18 protein-coding genes are annotated in these 16,937 nt (G+C 66.9%); 10 read left to right on the top strand and 8 right to left on the bottom strand.

The features are described 5' to 3' along the window. Positions 1–39: 39 nt before the first annotated feature. Positions 40–1,587 carry a hypothetical protein gene (locus JQ633_RS22585; RefSeq protein ID WP_211987287.1) on the bottom strand — a complete coding sequence of 516 codons (1,548 nt, stop codon included), beginning with the start codon at positions 1,585–1,587 and terminating at the stop codon, positions 40–42. A 35-nt stretch (positions 1,588–1,622) separates the two neighbouring features. Continuing rightward, positions 1,623–2,915 carry an adenylosuccinate synthase gene (locus JQ633_RS22580; RefSeq protein WP_211987286.1) on the bottom strand — a complete coding sequence of 431 codons (1,293 nt, stop codon included), beginning with the start codon at positions 2,913–2,915 and terminating at the stop codon, positions 1,623–1,625. A 384-nt stretch (positions 2,916–3,299) separates the two neighbouring features. Here JQ633_RS22580 and ybaK point away from each other — a divergent pair, with 384 nt between their 5' ends. Beyond that, positions 3,300–3,782 (top strand): Cys-tRNA(Pro) deacylase, encoded by a 483-nt coding sequence (gene ybaK / locus JQ633_RS22575; RefSeq protein ID WP_211987285.1) that lies wholly within the window; start codon positions 3,300–3,302, stop codon positions 3,780–3,782. 19 nt (positions 3,783–3,801) lie between these two features. Here ybaK and JQ633_RS22570 read toward each other — a convergent pair whose 3' ends face one another. The 3 genes from JQ633_RS22570 to JQ633_RS22560 are packed head-to-tail and all read right to left on the bottom strand — an operon-like array spanning position 3,802 to position 6,039. Next, on the bottom strand, positions 3,802–4,023 hold the full coding sequence (locus JQ633_RS22570; RefSeq protein ID WP_211987284.1) for a hypothetical protein: 222 nt from the start codon (positions 4,021–4,023) through the stop codon (positions 3,802–3,804). 38 nt (positions 4,024–4,061) lie between these two features. Continuing rightward, a complete protein-coding gene (locus JQ633_RS22565) occupies positions 4,062–5,423 on the bottom strand; it encodes a cytochrome P450 (RefSeq protein ID WP_249159562.1) in 1,362 nt (453 codons plus the stop codon). Beyond that, positions 5,362–6,039 (bottom strand): acyl-homoserine-lactone synthase, encoded by a 678-nt coding sequence (locus JQ633_RS22560; protein ID WP_211987283.1) that lies wholly within the window; start codon positions 6,037–6,039, stop codon positions 5,362–5,364. The genes JQ633_RS22565 and JQ633_RS22560 overlap by 62 nt, the downstream gene beginning before the upstream one ends. 82 nt (positions 6,040–6,121) lie before the next feature. Between JQ633_RS22560 and JQ633_RS22555 the strand changes: the two genes are divergently transcribed. From JQ633_RS22555 to JQ633_RS22535, 5 genes are all read left to right on the top strand, one after another. Beyond that, on the top strand, positions 6,122–6,895 hold the full coding sequence (locus JQ633_RS22555) for an autoinducer binding domain-containing protein (protein ID WP_211987282.1): 774 nt from the start codon (positions 6,122–6,124) through the stop codon (positions 6,893–6,895). Positions 6,896–7,041: 146 nt separating this feature from the next. Further along, complete coding sequence (locus JQ633_RS22550) at positions 7,042–7,458, top strand: hypothetical protein (RefSeq protein ID WP_211987281.1); 417 nt, start codon at positions 7,042–7,044, stop codon at positions 7,456–7,458. A gap of 183 nt (positions 7,459–7,641) precedes the next feature. Beyond that, positions 7,642–8,571 (top strand): DMT family transporter, encoded by a 930-nt coding sequence (locus tag JQ633_RS22545; protein WP_211987280.1) that lies wholly within the window; start codon positions 7,642–7,644, stop codon positions 8,569–8,571. A 226-nt stretch (positions 8,572–8,797) separates the two neighbouring features. Beyond that, positions 8,798–9,607 carry an MlaD family protein gene (locus tag JQ633_RS22540; protein WP_211987279.1) on the top strand — a complete coding sequence of 270 codons (810 nt, stop codon included), beginning with the start codon at positions 8,798–8,800 and terminating at the stop codon, positions 9,605–9,607. 223 nt (positions 9,608–9,830) lie between these two features. Beyond that, positions 9,831–10,991: an alpha-hydroxy acid oxidase gene (locus JQ633_RS22535; protein WP_211987585.1), complete on the top strand. Its 1,161-nt coding sequence runs from the start codon at positions 9,831–9,833 to the stop codon at positions 10,989–10,991. Here JQ633_RS22535 and JQ633_RS22530 read toward each other — a convergent pair. Continuing rightward, positions 10,988–11,392, bottom strand: coding sequence for a hypothetical protein (locus JQ633_RS22530; protein WP_211987278.1), 405 nt, complete (start codon positions 11,390–11,392; stop codon positions 10,988–10,990). The two genes, JQ633_RS22535 and JQ633_RS22530, sit on opposite strands and share 4 nt — an antisense overlap. A gap of 75 nt (positions 11,393–11,467) precedes the next feature. Here JQ633_RS22530 and JQ633_RS22525 point away from each other — a divergent pair, with 75 nt between their 5' ends. Further along, the gene (locus JQ633_RS22525; RefSeq protein ID WP_211987277.1) at positions 11,468–12,088 is read left to right on the top strand and encodes a TetR/AcrR family transcriptional regulator; all 621 of its coding nucleotides are present in this window, start codon (positions 11,468–11,470) and stop codon (positions 12,086–12,088) included. A 420-nt stretch (positions 12,089–12,508) separates the two neighbouring features. On the opposite strand, the gene JQ633_RS22520 is transcribed toward JQ633_RS22525, so the two are convergent. Beyond that, complete coding sequence (locus tag JQ633_RS22520; RefSeq protein WP_211987584.1) at positions 12,509–12,910, bottom strand: DUF1330 domain-containing protein; 402 nt, start codon at positions 12,908–12,910, stop codon at positions 12,509–12,511. Positions 12,911–13,064: 154 nt separating this feature from the next. On the opposite strand from JQ633_RS22520, the gene JQ633_RS22515 reads away from it, so the two are divergent. Next, positions 13,065–13,910, top strand: a complete 846-nt coding sequence (locus JQ633_RS22515; protein WP_211987276.1) for a metal-dependent phosphohydrolase — start codon at positions 13,065–13,067, stop codon at positions 13,908–13,910. Positions 13,911–14,344: 434 nt separating this feature from the next. Continuing rightward, the gene (locus JQ633_RS22510; RefSeq protein ID WP_211987275.1) at positions 14,345–15,295 is read left to right on the top strand and encodes a DMT family transporter; all 951 of its coding nucleotides are present in this window, start codon (positions 14,345–14,347) and stop codon (positions 15,293–15,295) included. 13 nt (positions 15,296–15,308) lie between these two features. Here JQ633_RS22510 and JQ633_RS22505 read toward each other — a convergent pair whose 3' ends face one another. Continuing rightward, on the bottom strand, positions 15,309–16,268 hold the full coding sequence (locus JQ633_RS22505; RefSeq protein ID WP_211987274.1) for a LysR family transcriptional regulator: 960 nt from the start codon (positions 16,266–16,268) through the stop codon (positions 15,309–15,311). Positions 16,269–16,375: 107 nt separating this feature from the next. Here JQ633_RS22505 and JQ633_RS22500 point away from each other — a divergent pair, with 107 nt between their 5' ends. Further along, the gene (locus JQ633_RS22500; RefSeq protein WP_211987273.1) at positions 16,376–16,759 is read left to right on the top strand and encodes a nuclear transport factor 2 family protein; all 384 of its coding nucleotides are present in this window, start codon (positions 16,376–16,378) and stop codon (positions 16,757–16,759) included. Positions 16,760–16,937 lie beyond the last annotated feature (178 nt).

The raw sequence follows: 16,937 nt of genomic DNA, 5'->3' as shown, positions 1-16,937 counted from the left end.
GCCGGGCGACGACAGATCAGGACGTCCGGACCGAAGCGCCTACTCACCCCACGCCGCGAACGCCTCGTTGAAGGCGCGCTCGCCGGGGGCGCCCTTCTCGATCGCGATGATGGCGCGGCGCTGGTTGGTGTAGACCAGCGGCACGTCGAACCAGGAGCGCTCCTTGAGCAGCTGCAGGTTGCGCGATCGGTCGAGGTCGACATTGGAGAGTCCGACCAGGAAGAAGCCGTCGGTGACCTTGACGGCGAGGCCGGAGAGCGGCGTGCCGCGGGCTTGTTCGTTGGACTTCATCAGGATGCCCGGCACGTTGCCGACGCCGCCATTGGCGAAGTCCTGCGGCAGGATGAAGGTCAGCTCCGCGGTATGGCTCGCCGGCAGCGACGTGTCGGTGTTGCGGCGGAACGACATCGTCATCTTGAACTTGCGGTCGGGGATGTCGATGTCGGCGCGCACCGCGATGTCGGGCTTCTGGTTGCCGGACGCCTTGACCTGCTCGGTGCGCCACACCACCGAGCCGACATACTGCTTGCCCTTCGGATCGGACGGATCCTCGTCATAGAGCACGACGCGCTGGGCGACCGGCGCGACCACCTCGCCCGACGACGGCTGGCCGACGCGGTCGGCGATCTTCTTGCTGGCCGGCGCGGAGGCATCCTTCGGCGCCTCGACCGGGGCCGGCGCCGACGGCTTCATCAGGCTGCTGACGAAGGTCGTGACCTGCTGGCGCATCAGAATGCCGGTGCCGGCCAGGATCAGCAGGATGCCGACCACGATCGCGGTCTTGAACGGGAACATCGAGCCGATGCGCGGCCTCTTCGGCTCGTGCTCGGCGTTGCTGACCCGCGACCGCTGCGGGGCCTGCGGCGGCTGCGGCGCGTAGCGCTCGGCCTCGGCGACCTCATCCTCATAGGAATACGGCACGTCGGGATCGGCGCCACGGTTCTCGAGATTGGGCTCGAGCCGGTCGAACTCCGGCGAGGGCGACGGCACGTTGGCGTAGGTCTTGCGCGCGTTGCGGTTGGCCTGTGCCGCGGCGCGGCCGAGATCGTCGGCATCGGCGGTGATGTCACGGAAGCCGCGCACGCCCGGCGAGGCCGGCGGCACCGGCGCCGGGGCGCCTTCAGGTCCGCGGCGCGGCGCACCGGGACGCGGCGGCGCGTCGGCAGCGGACGGGGTCGGCGGGCGCGGCGGCACGGGTGGCGGCAGGTCGGGGCGCAGGTTGCGCTGCGGACGCGGATCGGCCGGGCCGCGCGGGCGGGCGGCTGCGGCCTCGGCGGGCGCGCTCTCCGGCGGGCGGGGATTGCTGCGGCGGAGGCCGTCGCCACGCGGGGCGGGCGCACCGCCGCCACCGCCACGGGCGGCATCGCGGGCGCGCTGGGCGGCCTCGGACTCGACCTTGCGGACGGCCTCCTCCAGCGAGAGCCGCTCGCGGGTGATCTCGGATTCGGAGAGCGGCGGCTGCACGCCGCGAAGCTGCTGAATCAGCGCAGTCCGCGCCCGCGCGTACAGCGCGCGACGGGCTTCGCCGGGAGCGTTGGGGTCCAATCCGGCGATGGCGCGGGCGATCAGCGGGTAGTAGTCAGCCATTTCCACACAATTGGTGGGATATAGGTAATATCCCGTTAAGCCTCGAACGGATTCTGTACCAGAATAGTATCCTCACGTTCCGGGCTGGTGGATAGCAGGGCGATCGGACACCCCACCAGCTCCTCGACCCGGCGGACATACTTGATGGCCTGGGCCGGAAGATCGGCCCATGACCTCGCATTCGCGGTCGGCTGCTTCCAGCCCTCGATGGTCTCGTAGATCGGCTCGACCCGGGCCTGCGCCCCCTCGCCGGCCGGCAGATGGTCGATCTCCTTGCCGTCGAGCTTGTAGCCGGTGCAGACCTCGATGCTGTCGAACCCATCGAGAATATCGAGCTTGGTCAGCGCCAGTCCGGCAATTCCGCAGGTCCGGACCGTTTGTCGCACCAGCACGGCATCGAACCAGCCGCAGCGCCGCTTGCGCCCGGTGTTGACGCCGAATTCCTTGCCGCGGCGGCCGATCTCCTCGCCGATCTCGTTGTTCAGCTCGGTCGGGAACGGGCCCTGGCCGACCCGGGTGGTGTAGGCCTTGCAGATGCCGAGCACGTAGCCGACGGCGCCCGGGCCCATGCCGGTGCCGGTCGCAGCCTGCGCCGCCACCGTGTTGGACGAGGTCACATAGGGGTAGGTGCCGTGGTCGACGTCGAGCAGCGCGCCCTGCGCGCCCTCGAACAGGATCCGCTTGCCCTCGCGGCGCTTGAGGTCGAGCAGCCGCCACACCGTCTCGGCATAGGGCAACAGCTTCGGCGCCATCGCCGACAGCTCGGCCAGAATGCCCTTGCCGTCGATCTCTTCCAGATTGAGGCCGCGGCGCAGCGCATTGTGGTGCGCCAGCAGGCGCTCGATCTTGTGCGGCAGCGTATCGAGGTCGGCGAGGTCCATCAGGCGGATCGCGCGGCGGCCGGCCTTGTCCTCATAGGCCGGGCCGATGCCGCGGCGGGTGGTGCCGATCGCGGTCAGCGCGTTGGAGGATTCGCGCAAGGCATCGAGCTCGCGATGCAGCGGCAGGATCAGCGTGACGTTCTCGGCAATGCGCAGATTGTCCGGGCCGACCGCGACGCCCTGGCCCCTCAGCTTGGCGACCTCGTCGAGGAAGGCCTGGGGGTCGAACACCACGCCATTGCCGATCACCGCCAGCTTGTTCGGCCGCAGCACGCCGGAGGGCAACAGCGCCAGCTTGTAGGTCTCGCCATTGATCACGAGCGTATGGCCGGCATTGTGGCCGCCCTGGAAGCGCACGACGATGTCGGCCTGTTCCGACAGCCAGTCGACGATCTTGCCCTTCCCCTCGTCGCCCCACTGGGCGCCGACGACGACAACATTGGCCATTTCGAAGATGTTCCCTTCAGGTGTTTTCAGACCATGATCGCGGCGAAAACGCGTCCGCCCGCGTCCGATCATGTGCTTATGCCCAGCCCAGGACGCGGCTCAGGACACGGGCCTGGCCGCGCGCACGCAGGGCGCCTACCGGATAAAGGAAGCGGCCCCGCTGCGCAAGCAAGAAGGCCGCCCTTTAAGCCTTTTGGATAGGGTCCAACTCCTTGATATCCCCTGAAATTCCGGGGTAGGCGCGGCCGCGCGAGGCTGGCGAGAATTTAATGTTGGCGCGGCTCTGCGTGAGGGAATTTGCAGGACCTTCGAGGGACCATATGGATCATTGATCGCGGCCCGCATTGCGGCGATCATTCCGTTTTCATTAAATCAGTTTGACCCATGCCCAATTCCACACCCGCCACCATGGTCCTGCGCCGGCTCGGGATCGCCTTCAGGCTCCACACCTATGTCTACGATTCGGACGCCGAGAGCATCGGGCTTCAGGCTGCCGAGGCGCTCGGCGTCGACCCGAACCGGATGCTGAAGACGCTGATGGCCGAGCTCGACGGCAAGCCGGTCTGCGCCGTGGTGCCCGCCGACAGCGAGGTCAGCATGAAGAAGCTGGCGGCCGCGCTCGGCGGCAAGTCGGCGAAGATGATGCGCCCGGCCGACGCCGAGCGGCTGACCGGCTACCATGTCGGCGGCATCAGCCCGTTCGGCCAGAAGAAGCGCGTGCCGACCGTGATCGACGAGGCCGCGCTGACCCACGTCACCGTGTTCGTCAACGGCGGCCAGCGCGGCCTGCAGATCGAGATCGATCCCAATGACGCCGCCCTCGCCGCAGGCGCCACCATGAAGGCGCTGACTGCGGCGCGGGACTGATCGGTACGGACAGGCCGCGTCAGTGCGGCGGCGGCTTGTGGCCGGTGAGCCCGGTGCCGATGAAGTCGGACAGCCCGGACAATTCCTCTTCCGAGATGTCGTTGACGTTGAGACGAAGCTGCATGATCGCAAGATCGAGCAGATGGCCGGCGAAGGCCGCGCCGGCCGCCATCACGATGCCGCGCTGCTCCGCCAGCACGGCGATGACCTCGCGCAGGCTGCGCAGTTGCGCTTCATCCATATTGTCTTGCACGGGACTGACTATTCTCAAATGTGTTGTCATTGGGAAACCGATTGCAGTGTTGCGATCGAGGGTGATTTGAGCGGCGGCAAATACGGCACGTGCTGCTCGTCGCCGGGCTGAATGACCGGGCTGCGCACCTGCCGGACTTCGATGCCGATCGTCATCGGCGGCGGAATCAGCGTCACCGAGGCCTTCGGCCACGGCGCCGGATTCGGGCTGATGCCGGTGAAGCGATAGGCGGCGGCGATCTCGAGCGCGAGCAGCTGCAGTTCGAGCATCGCCACCCCCATGCCGGCGCAGGCACGCGGCCCGGCGCCGAACGGGATGTAGGCGTCGGTGGTGTAGCGCCGTGTCATCAGGAAGCGGTCCGGATCGGGGAAGTGGCGCGGATCGCGCTGCAACTGCCACGGACAGATCAGGAGCGAGGTGCCGACCTTCAGATCGCGCCCGGCGATGGTCACCGGCTGCATCACCTCGCGGGAGAACCACCAGGCGCCGGGGTAGAGCCGGCACACTTCCTTGACCAGCGTCGCGCTGACGTCGGCGCGCCGCACCGCGTCGGGACGCAGCTCGCCGCTGTCGTCGAGGCAGCGATCCGCCTCGTCGGCGATCGCTTCCATCAGCTCCGGGTCGGTCGCCATGTGGTACAGCACCCAGGCCGCGGTGGTGCCGGTGGTGTGATGGCCGGCGAGCAGCAGCGTCAGGATCTCGTCGTGCAGGTCCTGGTCCGACAGGCCGAGGACTTCGAAATCCTTCAGCGCGCTGGTGGCGCGGGCCCGCTCGCGCAGCCGCTCGACCACGGTCGACATCGCCAGCTTGGCGAACTTGCGGCGCTGCTTGCGGCGGTGCCATCCAATCGGGCCGACCGGCAGCACGCGGAACATGTCGTCGGCCAGATCGTCCTCGATCATGTTGACCGCCTGCACCAGCGCCTCCTCGTCGCCTGACGAGATCACCTGGGTGCCGAACACGGCGATGCAGATGGTGCGCAGCGCCAGCGCCGCGGTGAAGGAGTGCGGATCGAACTCGCCCATGCGCGCGAGCTTGGCGCCGACGGCGCGGATCTCGGCGCACATCTGCGGCATGTAGCGTTCGACGCTGCCCTTGGCCATGTGCTTGTGCAGCACCGCGCGGCGCCGCTTGTGCTCGTCGCCATGCAGCATCAGCGAGCTGCGGCCGAACACCGGCGTCAGCTTCTTGATCAGCCGCCCCTTGCCGATCTCGGTCTCCGGCGCCTTGAGGATCGGCCGGATCAGATCGGGGTCGGTGACCAGCAAGACCGGCGCCGGTCCGAGATGCAGCGGCTCCAGCCCCAGCGGCGCGGCATTGCCGCGATCAAGCAGGAACCGGAGCGGATCGTGCCGAAACGCGCGAACGTCCGAGAACATATGTGGCATCGTGGATCTCCAGTTGCCGTCCAAGGTCGAGGAATTTTGTCAGGCCGGGATTCTCGGTGAGGTCGAGCGGAATCTCGCCGGCGAGCGCGGTGAGCGGGCGGCCAAAACGGTCGCGGCCGATCACCTGCGGCGGGCCGTAGCGGCGCGTGTGGATGCCCATGCGGGCGAGGAAGCGCTCGTAGGTGAGGTCGGCCAGCGCCACCAGCGCCTCGGCGCCGCGCAATTCGGCGAAACGGAACATCAGCGCATAGTTCAGCCTGGCGACATAAGCGGGCGCGGTCGCCGTCACCACGCCGAAGCGGCTGATCTCCCAGGCATCGGGGTCGCTGGGGAAGCGCCCGGTTGCAAGCTGCGGAAACACCGACTTGGTGAGGTAGGGATGATCGGTGCGGATCGCCCTGAAGCCGCCGACCAGCTCCGGCCCGGCGAACAGCAGACAGTGTTCGGTGTACCAACTGTCGAACTCGTCGCGTTCGATGTCGCCGCTGGTCTCCAGCAGCCAGCCGCAGCGGTCGACGAACAGTTGCTTGCGCAAGCGGAGCAGCGCTTGGACACGAACCGGATCGTGCGCCTCGGTCGTGATGAGGGCATGGTACCTGTCCTGCGGGTGCGACATTTCCCTCTGCCTCCAAGATATGGGAACATCTGGAACAGAAGGGCTTAACTGTGATACCCCCGGAAACCGGGGGTTTTAGTCAATGGGTCTCGAAGACGCGATCTCGGCCATTGAGGCGTCCGACTCGATCGACGAGCTGCGCTCGTCGTTGCACCGTATTGTTCAGGATTACGGCTTCTCAGGTTTTACCTTCATCGATGCGGGACGCCCCGAGCTCGATGTGCCCTACTACACCGGCACGCACCCGCCGGCGTGGGAGCGCGCCTATCTGCAATACGACTTCGTCCATAGCGATCCGGCGCTGGCGCGGGTGCGGCGGACCAACAAGCCGTTTCACTGGGGCAGCCTGAAGCTGCCGGAGCGGCAGGGCCACAAGCGCGCGCCGGAAGTGAAGATGATGGACGCCGCGCGCGACCACGGCTTTCGCGAGGGCCTCGTGGTGCCGTTCCACTATCGCGACCGGCTCGGCGCCGTGCATTCGAGCTCGACGGTGTTCTTCTGGGAAGACGATCCGCGCTCCTTCGACAAGCTCCTGATCTGCCATCGGCATGAGCTGCATCTGTTGATGATCTACTGGGTGCAGCGCGCGATGGACATCGTCAGCCGCGACCAGCGCAATGCACCGAGCATCTTGAGGCCCGCCGACGCCGCCGAGACGATCAAGCTCACCGCCCGCGAGAAGGAGGTGATGGCCTGGGCCGCGCGCGGCAAGACGGTGGCCGACACCGCGCAGATCCTCGGCATCTCGCCGGAGACGGTGGAGGGCTTCATCAAGCAGGCGCTGCGCAAGCTCAACGCCTCCAACAAGACCCATGGCGTGGCCAAGAGCATCGCGCTCGGGATCATCGATCTCTGAGGGCAGCGGCGCTGCCGGCCTTCCGGGGCCGTTCCGGGCACGGGGTTGGATTGGACTGATACGTCACCCCTTGATTGCATTCATGCGCGATCTTGGTCATAAAGTGCAGACGGGCCTCGTATGCGATGGAGATTCCTGAACGCATCATGAGCACTTCGCCGGACGATATCGAGCAGCTGGTGCAGGCGCGATGGCGCGCGATCGGACTGTCGCAAACCGACCTCGCCGAGGTGCTGTGCGCGGAATCGGTGCCGGACACGAGCGGCCTCGACGACACCACGAAGATCGATGCCCGGCGCCTTGCGGTCGTCGCCGACGTGCTCGGCCTCGTCACGGGGATCGTCAATCCTCCGATCGTCAATCCTCCCGCGACCAATCCTCCGGCGAGCAAGGCCGGCCAGCCCCGCGCCGCCGCGCCCGCGGCGCAGTCGCTGCAATCGCTGCTCGAACTGCGGATGCTGCGGGTGTTCCGCGAGGTGCAGGACCCCGCCACCAAGCGCATCCTGATCGAGCTCGCCGAACAGATCGTCAAGCGCCAGACCACGCCGCCGGACGCCGGCTGATCCGCGGGTCCCCCATGCTGCGGATTCGCGCGCAAAAGGGGGCTTCGCGCATGGTCGCGATGCATCCGGCGCCGTTGCCGGAGCGGCAAAATCCGTGTCTGTGACGGGGGCCGGGCAGTCCATTCCGGCCCGGCGCTGGCCCGCCGGGCGGGCCGCGGCGCCATGAACCCGGGCCCTTCTCGAATGTCTGCTTCCGAATCCGCCACCACGCCTGCGTCCACCTCCTGGATCGCCAACCAGCCGTATCTCCTGCTCTGCATCACCGCGACGTGCTGGGCCGGCAACGCGATCGTCGGCCGGCTCGCCGCCGGCCACATTCCGCCGGTGACGCTGTCGTTCCTGCGCTGGACCGCGGCGTTCCTGATCATCCTGCCGTTCGCCTGGAAGCACCTCGCGCGGGACTGGGCCACGATCCGCGGCAATCTCGGCATCATGATCCTGATGTCGATCACCGGCATCGGCGCCTTCAACACGCTGCAATACTGGTCGCTCGAGTACACCACGGCGCTGAACACGATGCTGCTGCAATCGGCGGCACCGCTGGTGGTGGCGCTGTGGTCGCTGGTGCTGCTCGGCGCGCGGCTGACTCTGGCGCAGCTGCTCGGCGTGCTGCTCTCGCTCTGCGGCGTACTGGTGATCCTGCTGCACGGCGATCTCACCACGCTGTCGAAGATCGAGTTCAACAAGGGCGACCTGATCTTCATCGTCGCGCTGGTGATCTTCGCGCTGTACTCGGTGCTGACCTTGAAGCGGCCCAATATCCACGGCCTGTCGGTCGCGGCCTTCACCTTCGGCTGCGGCGCCTTGTTCCTGACCCCATTCTTCCTTTGGGAACTCTCCGCGCGTCCGGTGATGCAGCTCACCACCAACAATCTGCTGTCGCTGTTCTACGTCGCCGTGTTCCCCTCGACGCTGGCCTATCTGTGCTTCAACCGCGGCGTACAGCTGATCGGCGCCAACCGCGCCGCGCCGTTCTTCCACATGGTTCCGGTGTTCGGCACGGCGATGTCGATCGTGTTCATCGGCGAGCATCCGGAGCCGTTCCATTTCCTGGGCTTTGCCCTGGTGCTGGCCGGCGTGTTCGCGGCGTCGCGGAGGCAGAGCGCGGCGTGATTTTTCCGTTCCCTCTCCCCGTTCTTACGGGGAGAGGGTCAGGGTGAGGGGCTCTCTCCGCTCAGGCAGTAGCAGACGACTCGCGGAGACTCCCCCTCACCCGGATCGCATCTGTGATGCGATCCGACCTCTCCCCGCAGGCGGGGCGAGGTAAGAAGGCTGCGGTGACTATCCCCGCCAAATCCGCTATTTTCCCTCCTCTGCTTCGCGAACAGTTCCGGACCCGATGGCGCGCGCCAGCAATCTGATGATCGGCACCCTGACGCTGGCCCTGATCGCCGGCACGCTCGGTGGCTGGCTCGGCTATCAGCGCTATGCCGGCATCAAGCGGCTGGTGCCGTTCCGCGTGGTGTTCGAGGGCTCGGCCTCGGGGCTGCGCCGTGGCGCCAGCGTCAATTTCGCCGGCGTGCGCATCGGCGAGGTGGTCTCGATCCGGCTCGACCGCCACCGCGTGGTCGCCATGACCCGGATCGCGCGCGATGCGCCGATCAAGAAGGACACCCAGGTCGGCCTCGAATTCCAGGGCCTGACCGGGATCGCGGCGATCTCCTTCACCGGCGGCACCGACGAGGCGCCGGAGGCGGCGCCCGGCCCCGACGGGATTCCCGAGCTGACCGCCGATCCGGAAGGCACGATGGGCGTGCAGGAGAAGCTGCGCGTTGCGCTGCGCAATGTCGACCGCGTGATCGTCGAGAACGAGGCCGACGTCAAGGACACGCTGCAGGGCTTCGAGAACTTCACCAACTCGCTGTCCGGCAGCGGTGAATTGATCGCCGGATTCATCGATGCCGCCGAGGCCAGCGTCAGCGCGGCCGACGACAAGATGGCCTCGACCGACAAATTCCTCAAAACCCTCGGCAGCGACAAATATGGCGGCGAGCTGCTGCCCACCGTGATCTCGCTGCGCGAGCTGGTCCAGAGCTTCGACAAGAGGTCGGGCGTGTTCATCGCCGAGACCCGCAAGACGCTCAGCGACGTCAGCCAGTCCGTCAACAACTTCAACGCCAGAATTGGCGGGCCCGGCGGCAGGCGCTAGAGCGCGATGACCGGGTCACCGCGCTTCCGCTTGTCGTTTGAGCATGATCTCTACGCAACCCGTTCCGCGTTACTCGCGAGGCAAAACTGCTTCACACTTTTGCGGATCATGCTCTAATCGGGCTCCGCAACAACCAAGAACAACAACGGAAACGCCTCCCGTGCACGACCGGACCGCCGTAGCCTCCCCGCCTCCCGCAACCGTCACCCGCGCCACCAATGCCGTGCCGCGCCGTCTGCAGCGCTATCTGACGCTCGACGATTTCGAGCCGCAGGCGCGGCGCCTGCTGCCGAAGTTCCTCTACGGCTACATTTCCGGCGGCGCCGAGACCGACACCGCGCGGTCGGACAATCGCCGGGCGTTCGAGGAATACGGTTTCGTGCCGCGCGTGCTCAAGGACGTCTCCGGCCGCGACCAGACCACGACGCTGTTCGGCAAGAGCTACGCCTCACCGTTCGGCATCCCGCCGATGGGCTCGTCGGCGCTGTGCGCCTATCGCGGCGACATCGCGCTGACGCGGGCCGCGGCCGCGGCCGAGATTCCGATGATCCTGTCAGCCTCCTCGCTGATCACGCTGGAGGACGTCCGCGCCAATAATCCGGACGCCTGGTATCAGGCCTATCTCGCCGGCATCGATGCGCGCATCGAGCCGCTGGTCGATCGCGTCGCGGCTGCCGGCTACGACACCTTCGTCGTCACCGCCGACGTGCCGGTGCCGCCGAACCGCGAGAACAACATCCGCAACGGCTTCCAGGTGCCGCTCGCGATCACGCCGCGGGTGTTCTGGGACACCATCACCCATCCCGACTGGCTGCTGAACACCTGGGCACGCACCGTGTTCAACCACGGCATGCCGCATTTCGAGAACATGGACGCCAAGCAGGGCCCGCCGGTGCTCTCGAAAAACCTGATGCGCAACATCGGCAGCCGCGACCAGCTCGCCTGGAAGCATGTCGAGCTGATCCGCAAGCGCTGGAAGGGCAAGCTGGTGGTCAAGGGCCTGATCTCGCCGGAGGACGCACGGCTGGCGCGCGAGCACGGCTGCGACGGCGTGATGGTCTCCAACCATGGCGGCCGCCAGCTCGATTACACCTTCTCCGGCCTGCGCACGCTGCCGGAGATCGCCGCGCAGAAGGGCAACATGACCGTGATGGTGGACGGCGGCATCCGCCGCGGCACCGACGTGATCAAGGCGCTGGCGCTCGGCGCCGACTTCGTCTGGGTCGGCCGCCCGTTCCTCTATGCCGCCGTGGTGGCCGGCGAAGCCGGCGTCGCCCGCGCGATCTCGCTGCTGCATGCCGAGATCGACCGCGACCTCGCGCTGCTCGGCATCCGCAGCCTGAAGGAGATCACGCCCGACCTGGTGCGGAAGTTCCGAGACTAGGCGTAGCGCGCCGCGCCCATGCACAGGGCGGTGATCGCCAACAGCCCGGCCGCGATACGTTGCGCCACGGCCAGCCGTGAGCGCGCGGCCGAGGCATCGTCCGCGCCGCTGCGCAACTGCCTGACGGCGCTGCCGCCGACCACGATCTGCACCGTGATCGCTGTCAGCGCAGCAATCGCGCCGGCAGCGAGGATTTGTTCCGATCGCGCGAACGAGCCTTCATGAGCAAGGTGCCAGAGCGTGGCACCAGTGACGATGGCGACGGTCGCGGCGCCGATCTGCGGGCCGAGCAGCCTTTCGCCGCCAAGCCCGCCGGTGCGGGCCAGGGTGAAGCTGGAGCCGGCCCAAAACACCGATGACAGGATGTGAAGGGACAGCGCTATGATGAGGGCGGTCTGCATGGGGAAGCTCCAAATCGGCTCTGGAAATTAGATATACAATATGTATAGTCAATGTGACAAAGGCAAGGCAGACCGATGCCGCCGCGCAGCTATGTGAGCCCCACGCGCAGCGCCGCCGCCGCCGAGACCCGCGAGCGGGTGCTCGAGGCCGCCGCACGCACGCTGCGTGAGGGCGAGAGCATCGCGCGCTTCTCGCTGGACACGGTGGCGAAGGCAGCAGGCGTGACGCGGCTGACGGTCTACAACCAGTTCGGCTCGCGGCGCGGGCTGCTGGAAGCCGTGTTCGACGACATCGCGCGGCAGGGCGGGCTGCATAAGCTCATCGAGGCCATGACGATGGCCGATCCGCGCGCCGCGCTCGACCGCATGGTCGAGATCTTCTGCGGCTTCTGGAGCCGCGACCCGGCGGTCGCCCGGCTGAACGATGCGATGGCCACCGACCCGGAATTCGCCGAAGCCGTCCGCGAACGCAACGAACGCCGCCGCAAGGGCCTCACCGCGCTGGTCGACCGCATCGCCGGCAAGACCGCGTCGCAACAGGCGCGCAAGGACGCCGTGGATCTGATCTTCGCGCTGACGAGCTATCCGACCTTCGCGTCGCTGAGCGCGGGTCGGTCGCGGGAGGAGGTGAGCCGCCTGCTGCAGGCCGCCTGCCACGCAGCGCTGGCGCCGCTGGCAGACCCGTCATCCTCGTAGACCCGTCACTCTCCCAAACCCGTCATCCCTCCCAAACCCGTCATCCCCGCGCAAAGGCTTCGCCTTTGTCGCTGGAGGCGCGAGCACTTGCGAGCCTCGAAGGATGAATCGGCCCGGCTGGTGGCCGTCGACCCTTCGAGGGCCGCTCCGCTCGCACCTCCAGCAACAAAGGCGAAGCCTTTGCGCGGGGGTGACGGGTCGTACAGGTCCGCACACATTCCAGTGTGACGGGCTCAACAGCGGTGCAATCTATCCGGCGTCGTCCCGGCGAAAGCCGGGACCCATAACCACAGGGTCTGGTTGTTGAAACAAGCTGTGGCCCCAGCGTTGCGCAACGATGACCTTCGGTGGTTATGGGTCCCGGCTTTCGCCGGGACGACGCGCGGGGCGATTTCACGGGGTGACGGCGAGAGCGCCCCCTCACCCCATCTTGAACTTACTATACGCCTCGCGGGTCGCGATGATCACGTGCGCTTCGCAGCCGTTGGTGCGGTGCGGGTCGCAGCGGGTCTCGTAGTCGGCCGAGGTCATCATGTCGATGAAGGCATCAACGCTGGGATAGTAGACCAGCGCGAGGTAGTCCCATTGCTGGCCGGCCGGATCGCCGAGCGCGACGGTCTCGGCGCTGCCGGTCCACAGCAGCGTGCCGCCGCGCGCCTTGATCATGGGGACGGTGAGCGCGCTGTAGCGTAGATAGGCGTCCCAGCCCGAGCCGTGGCCATCGAGCGACCGCTGGCGAAACCGCATCAGGTTGACCATCACCACCGGCGCATCGCGATCCAGCTCGCTCAGGCCTTTGACGTTCAAGAGATCAACGCCCATCATATGCTCCTGCCAAGACCGGCCCAAACGACCGGCCCAGGCGACCGGGCCTGGCCGCGGTCCGGCCGCAAAGATTATGTCACATGCGGCCGCTACGCTGAAACGGCGTCGGCCGAACGCCTGCGTGCCACTGCGCGATCTCGGAGGTCAAGCCATGATGACCCTTCCCGAACTGGCGGCCGACGCGCTCGGCAAGTTTCTCGGCGACTACATGCAGCGCAGGTTCGGCTCCTCGCAGACCGAACTGGTCGAGATGGTGCCCTCGATCGCGCGGATCGCGATCGAATGCATCGGCAACAGCGACGCGCTCTACCACAATGTCGAGCACACCATGCTGGTGACGCTGGCCGGCCACGACATCCTGCGCGGCCGCGCGCTGCATTCGCACATGACCGCGGAAGACTACGCGCACGTCATCATCGCCTGCCTCACCCACGACATCGGCTACGTACGCGGGCTGTTCGATGCCGACTCCAAGGACGGCTATCTGGTCGACGAGAGCGGCCGCAAGGTGACGCTGCCGCGCGGCGCTTCGGATGCGGGCTTGCTGCCCTATCATGTCGACCGCTCCAAGATGTTCGTGATGCAACGGATCAAGGGCATCGCGCAGCTCGACAAGAGCCGGATCGCGCGCGCCATCGAGGGCACGCGCCTGCCGCTGTGCCCGCCCGAACAGAGCGAGGAGCTGAGCGAGGAAGCCGCGGTGCTGCGCGCCGCCGACCTGATCGGCCAGCTCGGCGATCCCAACTACATCCGCAAGGCCAACGCGCTGTATCTCGAATTCGAGGAGGCCGGGCTGAACCGCGAGCTCGGCTACGATTCCCCGGCGGACCTCGTCAACCGCTACCCGCAATTCTATTGGGACAGCGTCGCGCCGCAGATCCAGCGCGCGATCCGCTACCTCAACATCACCTCGGCCGGGCGGCAGTGGATCGCCAACCTCTACGGCAACGTCTTCCGCGCCGAACGCGACATCTCGCTGTCGGGCCCGCAGAAATAGGTTGGGTGTGGGCTGCATGCACCCACCCTCCCCGTCATCCTGAGGTGCGAGCTCTTGCGAGCCTCGAAGGATGCACGGCCACCAGCCGGGCCGATTCATCCTTCGAGGCTCGCTCCGCTCGCACCTCAGGATGACGGAATTGGGACTGCAGCTCTCTCCACACGTCGTCCCGGCGAAAGCCGGGACCCATAACCACAGGGTCAGATTGTTGAAACGAGCTGTGGCCCCAGCGTTGCGCATCAATAACCTTCGGTGGTAATGGGTCCCGGCCTTCGCCGGGACGACGCCGAATGTTTCGGTGCCACCTGAGTGATACACTCACATTCTCTCAGACAGCCCCGCACCTCGCGTCGCTTTCTGACCTCCCGCGCATGGCACCAATCCGCTCTTTCGTCTTGCCGCGGCGGCGATTTCCGGCACAACATCGACCAATAATGTCCGACCGCCGCGCTTTGCCCGCCCCCGCCGCTCCGACCACACGTTCGCCATTCAACTGGCTCAACAACCAGCCCTATCTGCTGCTCAGCCTGACCTCGCTGTTCTGGGCCGCCAACATCGTGCTGGCGCGGCATGTCGGCAGCCATGTGCCGCCGGTGACGCTGACCACGATCCGCTGGTTCGGCGTGTTCCTGATCCTCTTGCCGTTCGCCTGGCCGCATCTGCGGCAGGACTGGCCGAAGCTGCGCAGCGCGCTGCCGCTGATGCTGCTGCTGTCGATGGTCGGCTTCGCGTTCAACAACGCGATCTCCTACTGGGCCATGCAGTACACCGAGGCGCTGAACGCGCTGCTGATCCAGTCGGCGGGCCCGCTGTTCGTGGCGCTGTGGTCGCTGGTGCTGTTCGGGGTGCGGCTGACGCCGGCGCAGCTTGCCGGCATCGCGATCTCGCTGGCCGGCGTGCTGACCATCATCCTGCGCGGCGATTTCTCGGCGCTCGCGAGCATCCGCCTCAACCGCGGCGACATCATGTTCGGCGCCTCGCTGGTGTCGTTCGGACTGTACTCGGCGCTGATCCCGCGGCGGCCGAAGATCCATCAGCTCTCGCTGATCTCGTTCACCACCTGCTGCGGCGCGCTGATGCTGCTGCCGTTCGCGGCCTGGGAATTTTCCGCCGGCGTGACGCTGAAATTCGACCTGCTGACGGCGGCGACGCTGGCCTACACGCTGATCTTCCCCTCGACGCTGGCCTATCTGTTCTTCAACCGCGGCGTCGCGCTGATCGGCCCGAACCGCGCCGCGCCGTTCTTCCATCTCGTGCCGGTGTTCGGCTCTGCGATGGCGATCCTGCTGCTCGGCGAGACGCTCGAGGTGTTTCACCTGATCGGCTACGCGCTGGTGCTCGCGGGCGTCATCATCGCCTCGCGGCAGGGCTCGGCGAAGAGTTAGCGAGTTACGCCGGCTAACCGACCTTGCGCAAGCCGGCGGCGCCGCGCGGCGAGCGTGCGGGCTTTGCCGCCAGCGCGCCGGTGATGAACTCGATGAACTTCCGCACCTTGGCCGGCACGTGGTTGCGGGAGGCGTAATAGACGTAGAGCGGATAGCGCTCGTCGGGCCAGTCCGGAAACAAATCGACCAGCGCGCCGCTCTTGAGGTGATCGTCGAGGCCGAGATCGATCACCTGCGCGATGCCGAAGCCGGCGAGGCACGCGCCGAGCTTGGTCCCCGAGTCGGTGACGGTGAGCCGCCCGTTGACCGCCACGGGCACCACCTCGCCGCCGCGCCAGAACTCCCATTCGAACGGGCGCCCGGTCGCAGGATCGATGGCGTGGATGCATTGATGGTCGGGGCTCGCCAGCTCACGCGGATCACGCGGCCGGCCGTGCCGTTCGAGATAGATCGGCGAGGCCACCGTTAGCACGCGCCTGTCGAGCACGCGGCGCGCAATCAGCGCCGACGGCGCCGGCTCGCCGAAACGCACCGCGAGGTCAAAGCCGTCGCTGACCAGATCGGCGATCCGGTCGCGGGTCTCGATCCGCAGCTCCATGCCGGGGTTCTGCAGCAGGAATTCGCTCAGCTGCGGCGCCAGCACGAGGCGGGAGAACAGCGGGTCGACATTGACCCGCAACTTGCCGCGGACCGCATCGCGCGACTTCGAGGTTTCCGCCGCCGCCTCGCCGATCCCGGCCAGATGCGCGGCGACCCGCTCGACCAGCGCGCGGCCTTCCTCCGTGAGCTCGACGGCGCGGCTGGTGCGGTGAACCAGCCTGGTATCGAGCCGCGCCTCGAGCTTGGCGATCGCCTTGCTGACCCCGGATTGCGTCATGCCGAGCCGTTCGGCCGCCTTGCCGAAGCTGCGCGCATCCGCGAGCGCTGCGAGCACCACCAGGCCGCCGACCAGCCGACCGTCAACTTCGTCCATGCCGATGCCTTTCAGTCATCCAAGAGATGACCGCCGAGTCGTAGCACCCCGCCGCCGTATCGGCCACTGTCGGCGCAGATGACAACATCCGCAACGGAGACTCTGCAATGAGCGACATCCAAGCCATCGCATCCGCGATCGATGGATATTTCAACCTGATGTATGACGTCGACGACAGCCGGTTCCGCGACGTCTTCGCCGATGCCTGCATCGTGCACGGCATCCGGGACGGCAGGCACACGGTGCGGTCGGCCGCCGAATTCCGCGACTTCATCCGCAGCCGTCCCTCGGCGGCTTCGATGCAGTCGCCGCGCGACGAGGCCATCATCAGCATCGAGCAGACCGCGCCCGACCTTGCCCTCGCCAAGGTGCGCGTCAGGAACGGCCAGACCGGCTTCATCGATCATCTGGTGTTGCACCGGATCGACGGAAAATGGCTGATCACCACCAAGGCGTTTCACGTCGCGCAGGTCTTCCCGGCGGGATCGTAGCGTCCCCACCCGCGACCGAGGCGAGGTGGCATTTGCACGATTTCGGAATATTGGAATAATGCCACTGAGTTGCCCGACGTGTCAACTCGCATGTTTTGATTTGTCAGTAGCTCGTGATCTGTCGCCTGTTTGTAGCTCGTGAAGTGTCGTGTTTTCGGTGCCCCGGAACAAGGGGGAC

This window comes from Bradyrhizobium tropiciagri (genome assembly GCF_018130505.1).
Lineage (GTDB): Bacteria > Pseudomonadota > Alphaproteobacteria > Rhizobiales > Xanthobacteraceae > Bradyrhizobium > Bradyrhizobium tropiciagri_B.
This window is presented reverse-complemented; position numbering and strand designations above follow the sequence as displayed.

Bases quoted from the DNA above. Each gene is read 5' to 3' on its own strand.
- JQ633_RS22505 (WP_211987274.1), bottom strand. From the start codon at position 16,268: ATGGACGAAGTTGACGGTCGGCTGGTCGGCGGCCTGGTGGTGCTCGCA.
- JQ633_RS22550 (WP_211987281.1), top strand. From the start codon at position 7,042: ATGAGCACTTCGCCGGACGATATCGAGCAGCTGGTGCAGGCGCGATGG.
- JQ633_RS22585 (WP_211987287.1), bottom strand. From the start codon at position 1,587: ATGGCTGACTACTACCCGCTGATCGCCCGCGCCATCGCCGGATTGGAC.
- JQ633_RS22570 (WP_211987284.1), bottom strand. From the start codon at position 4,023: ATGGATGAAGCGCAACTGCGCAGCCTGCGCGAGGTCATCGCCGTGCTG.
- JQ633_RS22555 (WP_211987282.1), top strand. From the start codon at position 6,122: ATGGGTCTCGAAGACGCGATCTCGGCCATTGAGGCGTCCGACTCGATC.
- JQ633_RS22565 (WP_249159562.1), bottom strand. From the start codon at position 5,423: ATGCCACATATGTTCTCGGACGTTCGCGCGTTTCGGCACGATCCGCTC.
- JQ633_RS22580 (WP_211987286.1), bottom strand. From the start codon at position 2,915: ATGGCCAATGTTGTCGTCGTCGGCGCCCAGTGGGGCGACGAGGGGAAG.
- ybaK (WP_211987285.1), top strand. From the start codon at position 3,300: ATGCCCAATTCCACACCCGCCACCATGGTCCTGCGCCGGCTCGGGATC.
- JQ633_RS22560 (WP_211987283.1), bottom strand. From the start codon at position 6,039: ATGTCGCACCCGCAGGACAGGTACCATGCCCTCATCACGACCGAGGCG.
- JQ633_RS22510 (WP_211987275.1), top strand. From the start codon at position 14,345: ATGTCCGACCGCCGCGCTTTGCCCGCCCCCGCCGCTCCGACCACACGT.
- JQ633_RS22515 (WP_211987276.1), top strand. From the start codon at position 13,065: ATGATGACCCTTCCCGAACTGGCGGCCGACGCGCTCGGCAAGTTTCTC.
- JQ633_RS22540 (WP_211987279.1), top strand. From the start codon at position 8,798: ATGGCGCGCGCCAGCAATCTGATGATCGGCACCCTGACGCTGGCCCTG.
- JQ633_RS22500 (WP_211987273.1), top strand. From the start codon at position 16,376: ATGAGCGACATCCAAGCCATCGCATCCGCGATCGATGGATATTTCAAC.
- JQ633_RS22525 (WP_211987277.1), top strand. From the start codon at position 11,468: ATGCCGCCGCGCAGCTATGTGAGCCCCACGCGCAGCGCCGCCGCCGCC.
- JQ633_RS22520 (WP_211987584.1), bottom strand. From the start codon at position 12,910: ATGGGCGTTGATCTCTTGAACGTCAAAGGCCTGAGCGAGCTGGATCGC.
- JQ633_RS22530 (WP_211987278.1), bottom strand. From the start codon at position 11,392: ATGCAGACCGCCCTCATCATAGCGCTGTCCCTTCACATCCTGTCATCG.
- JQ633_RS22545 (WP_211987280.1), top strand. From the start codon at position 7,642: ATGTCTGCTTCCGAATCCGCCACCACGCCTGCGTCCACCTCCTGGATC.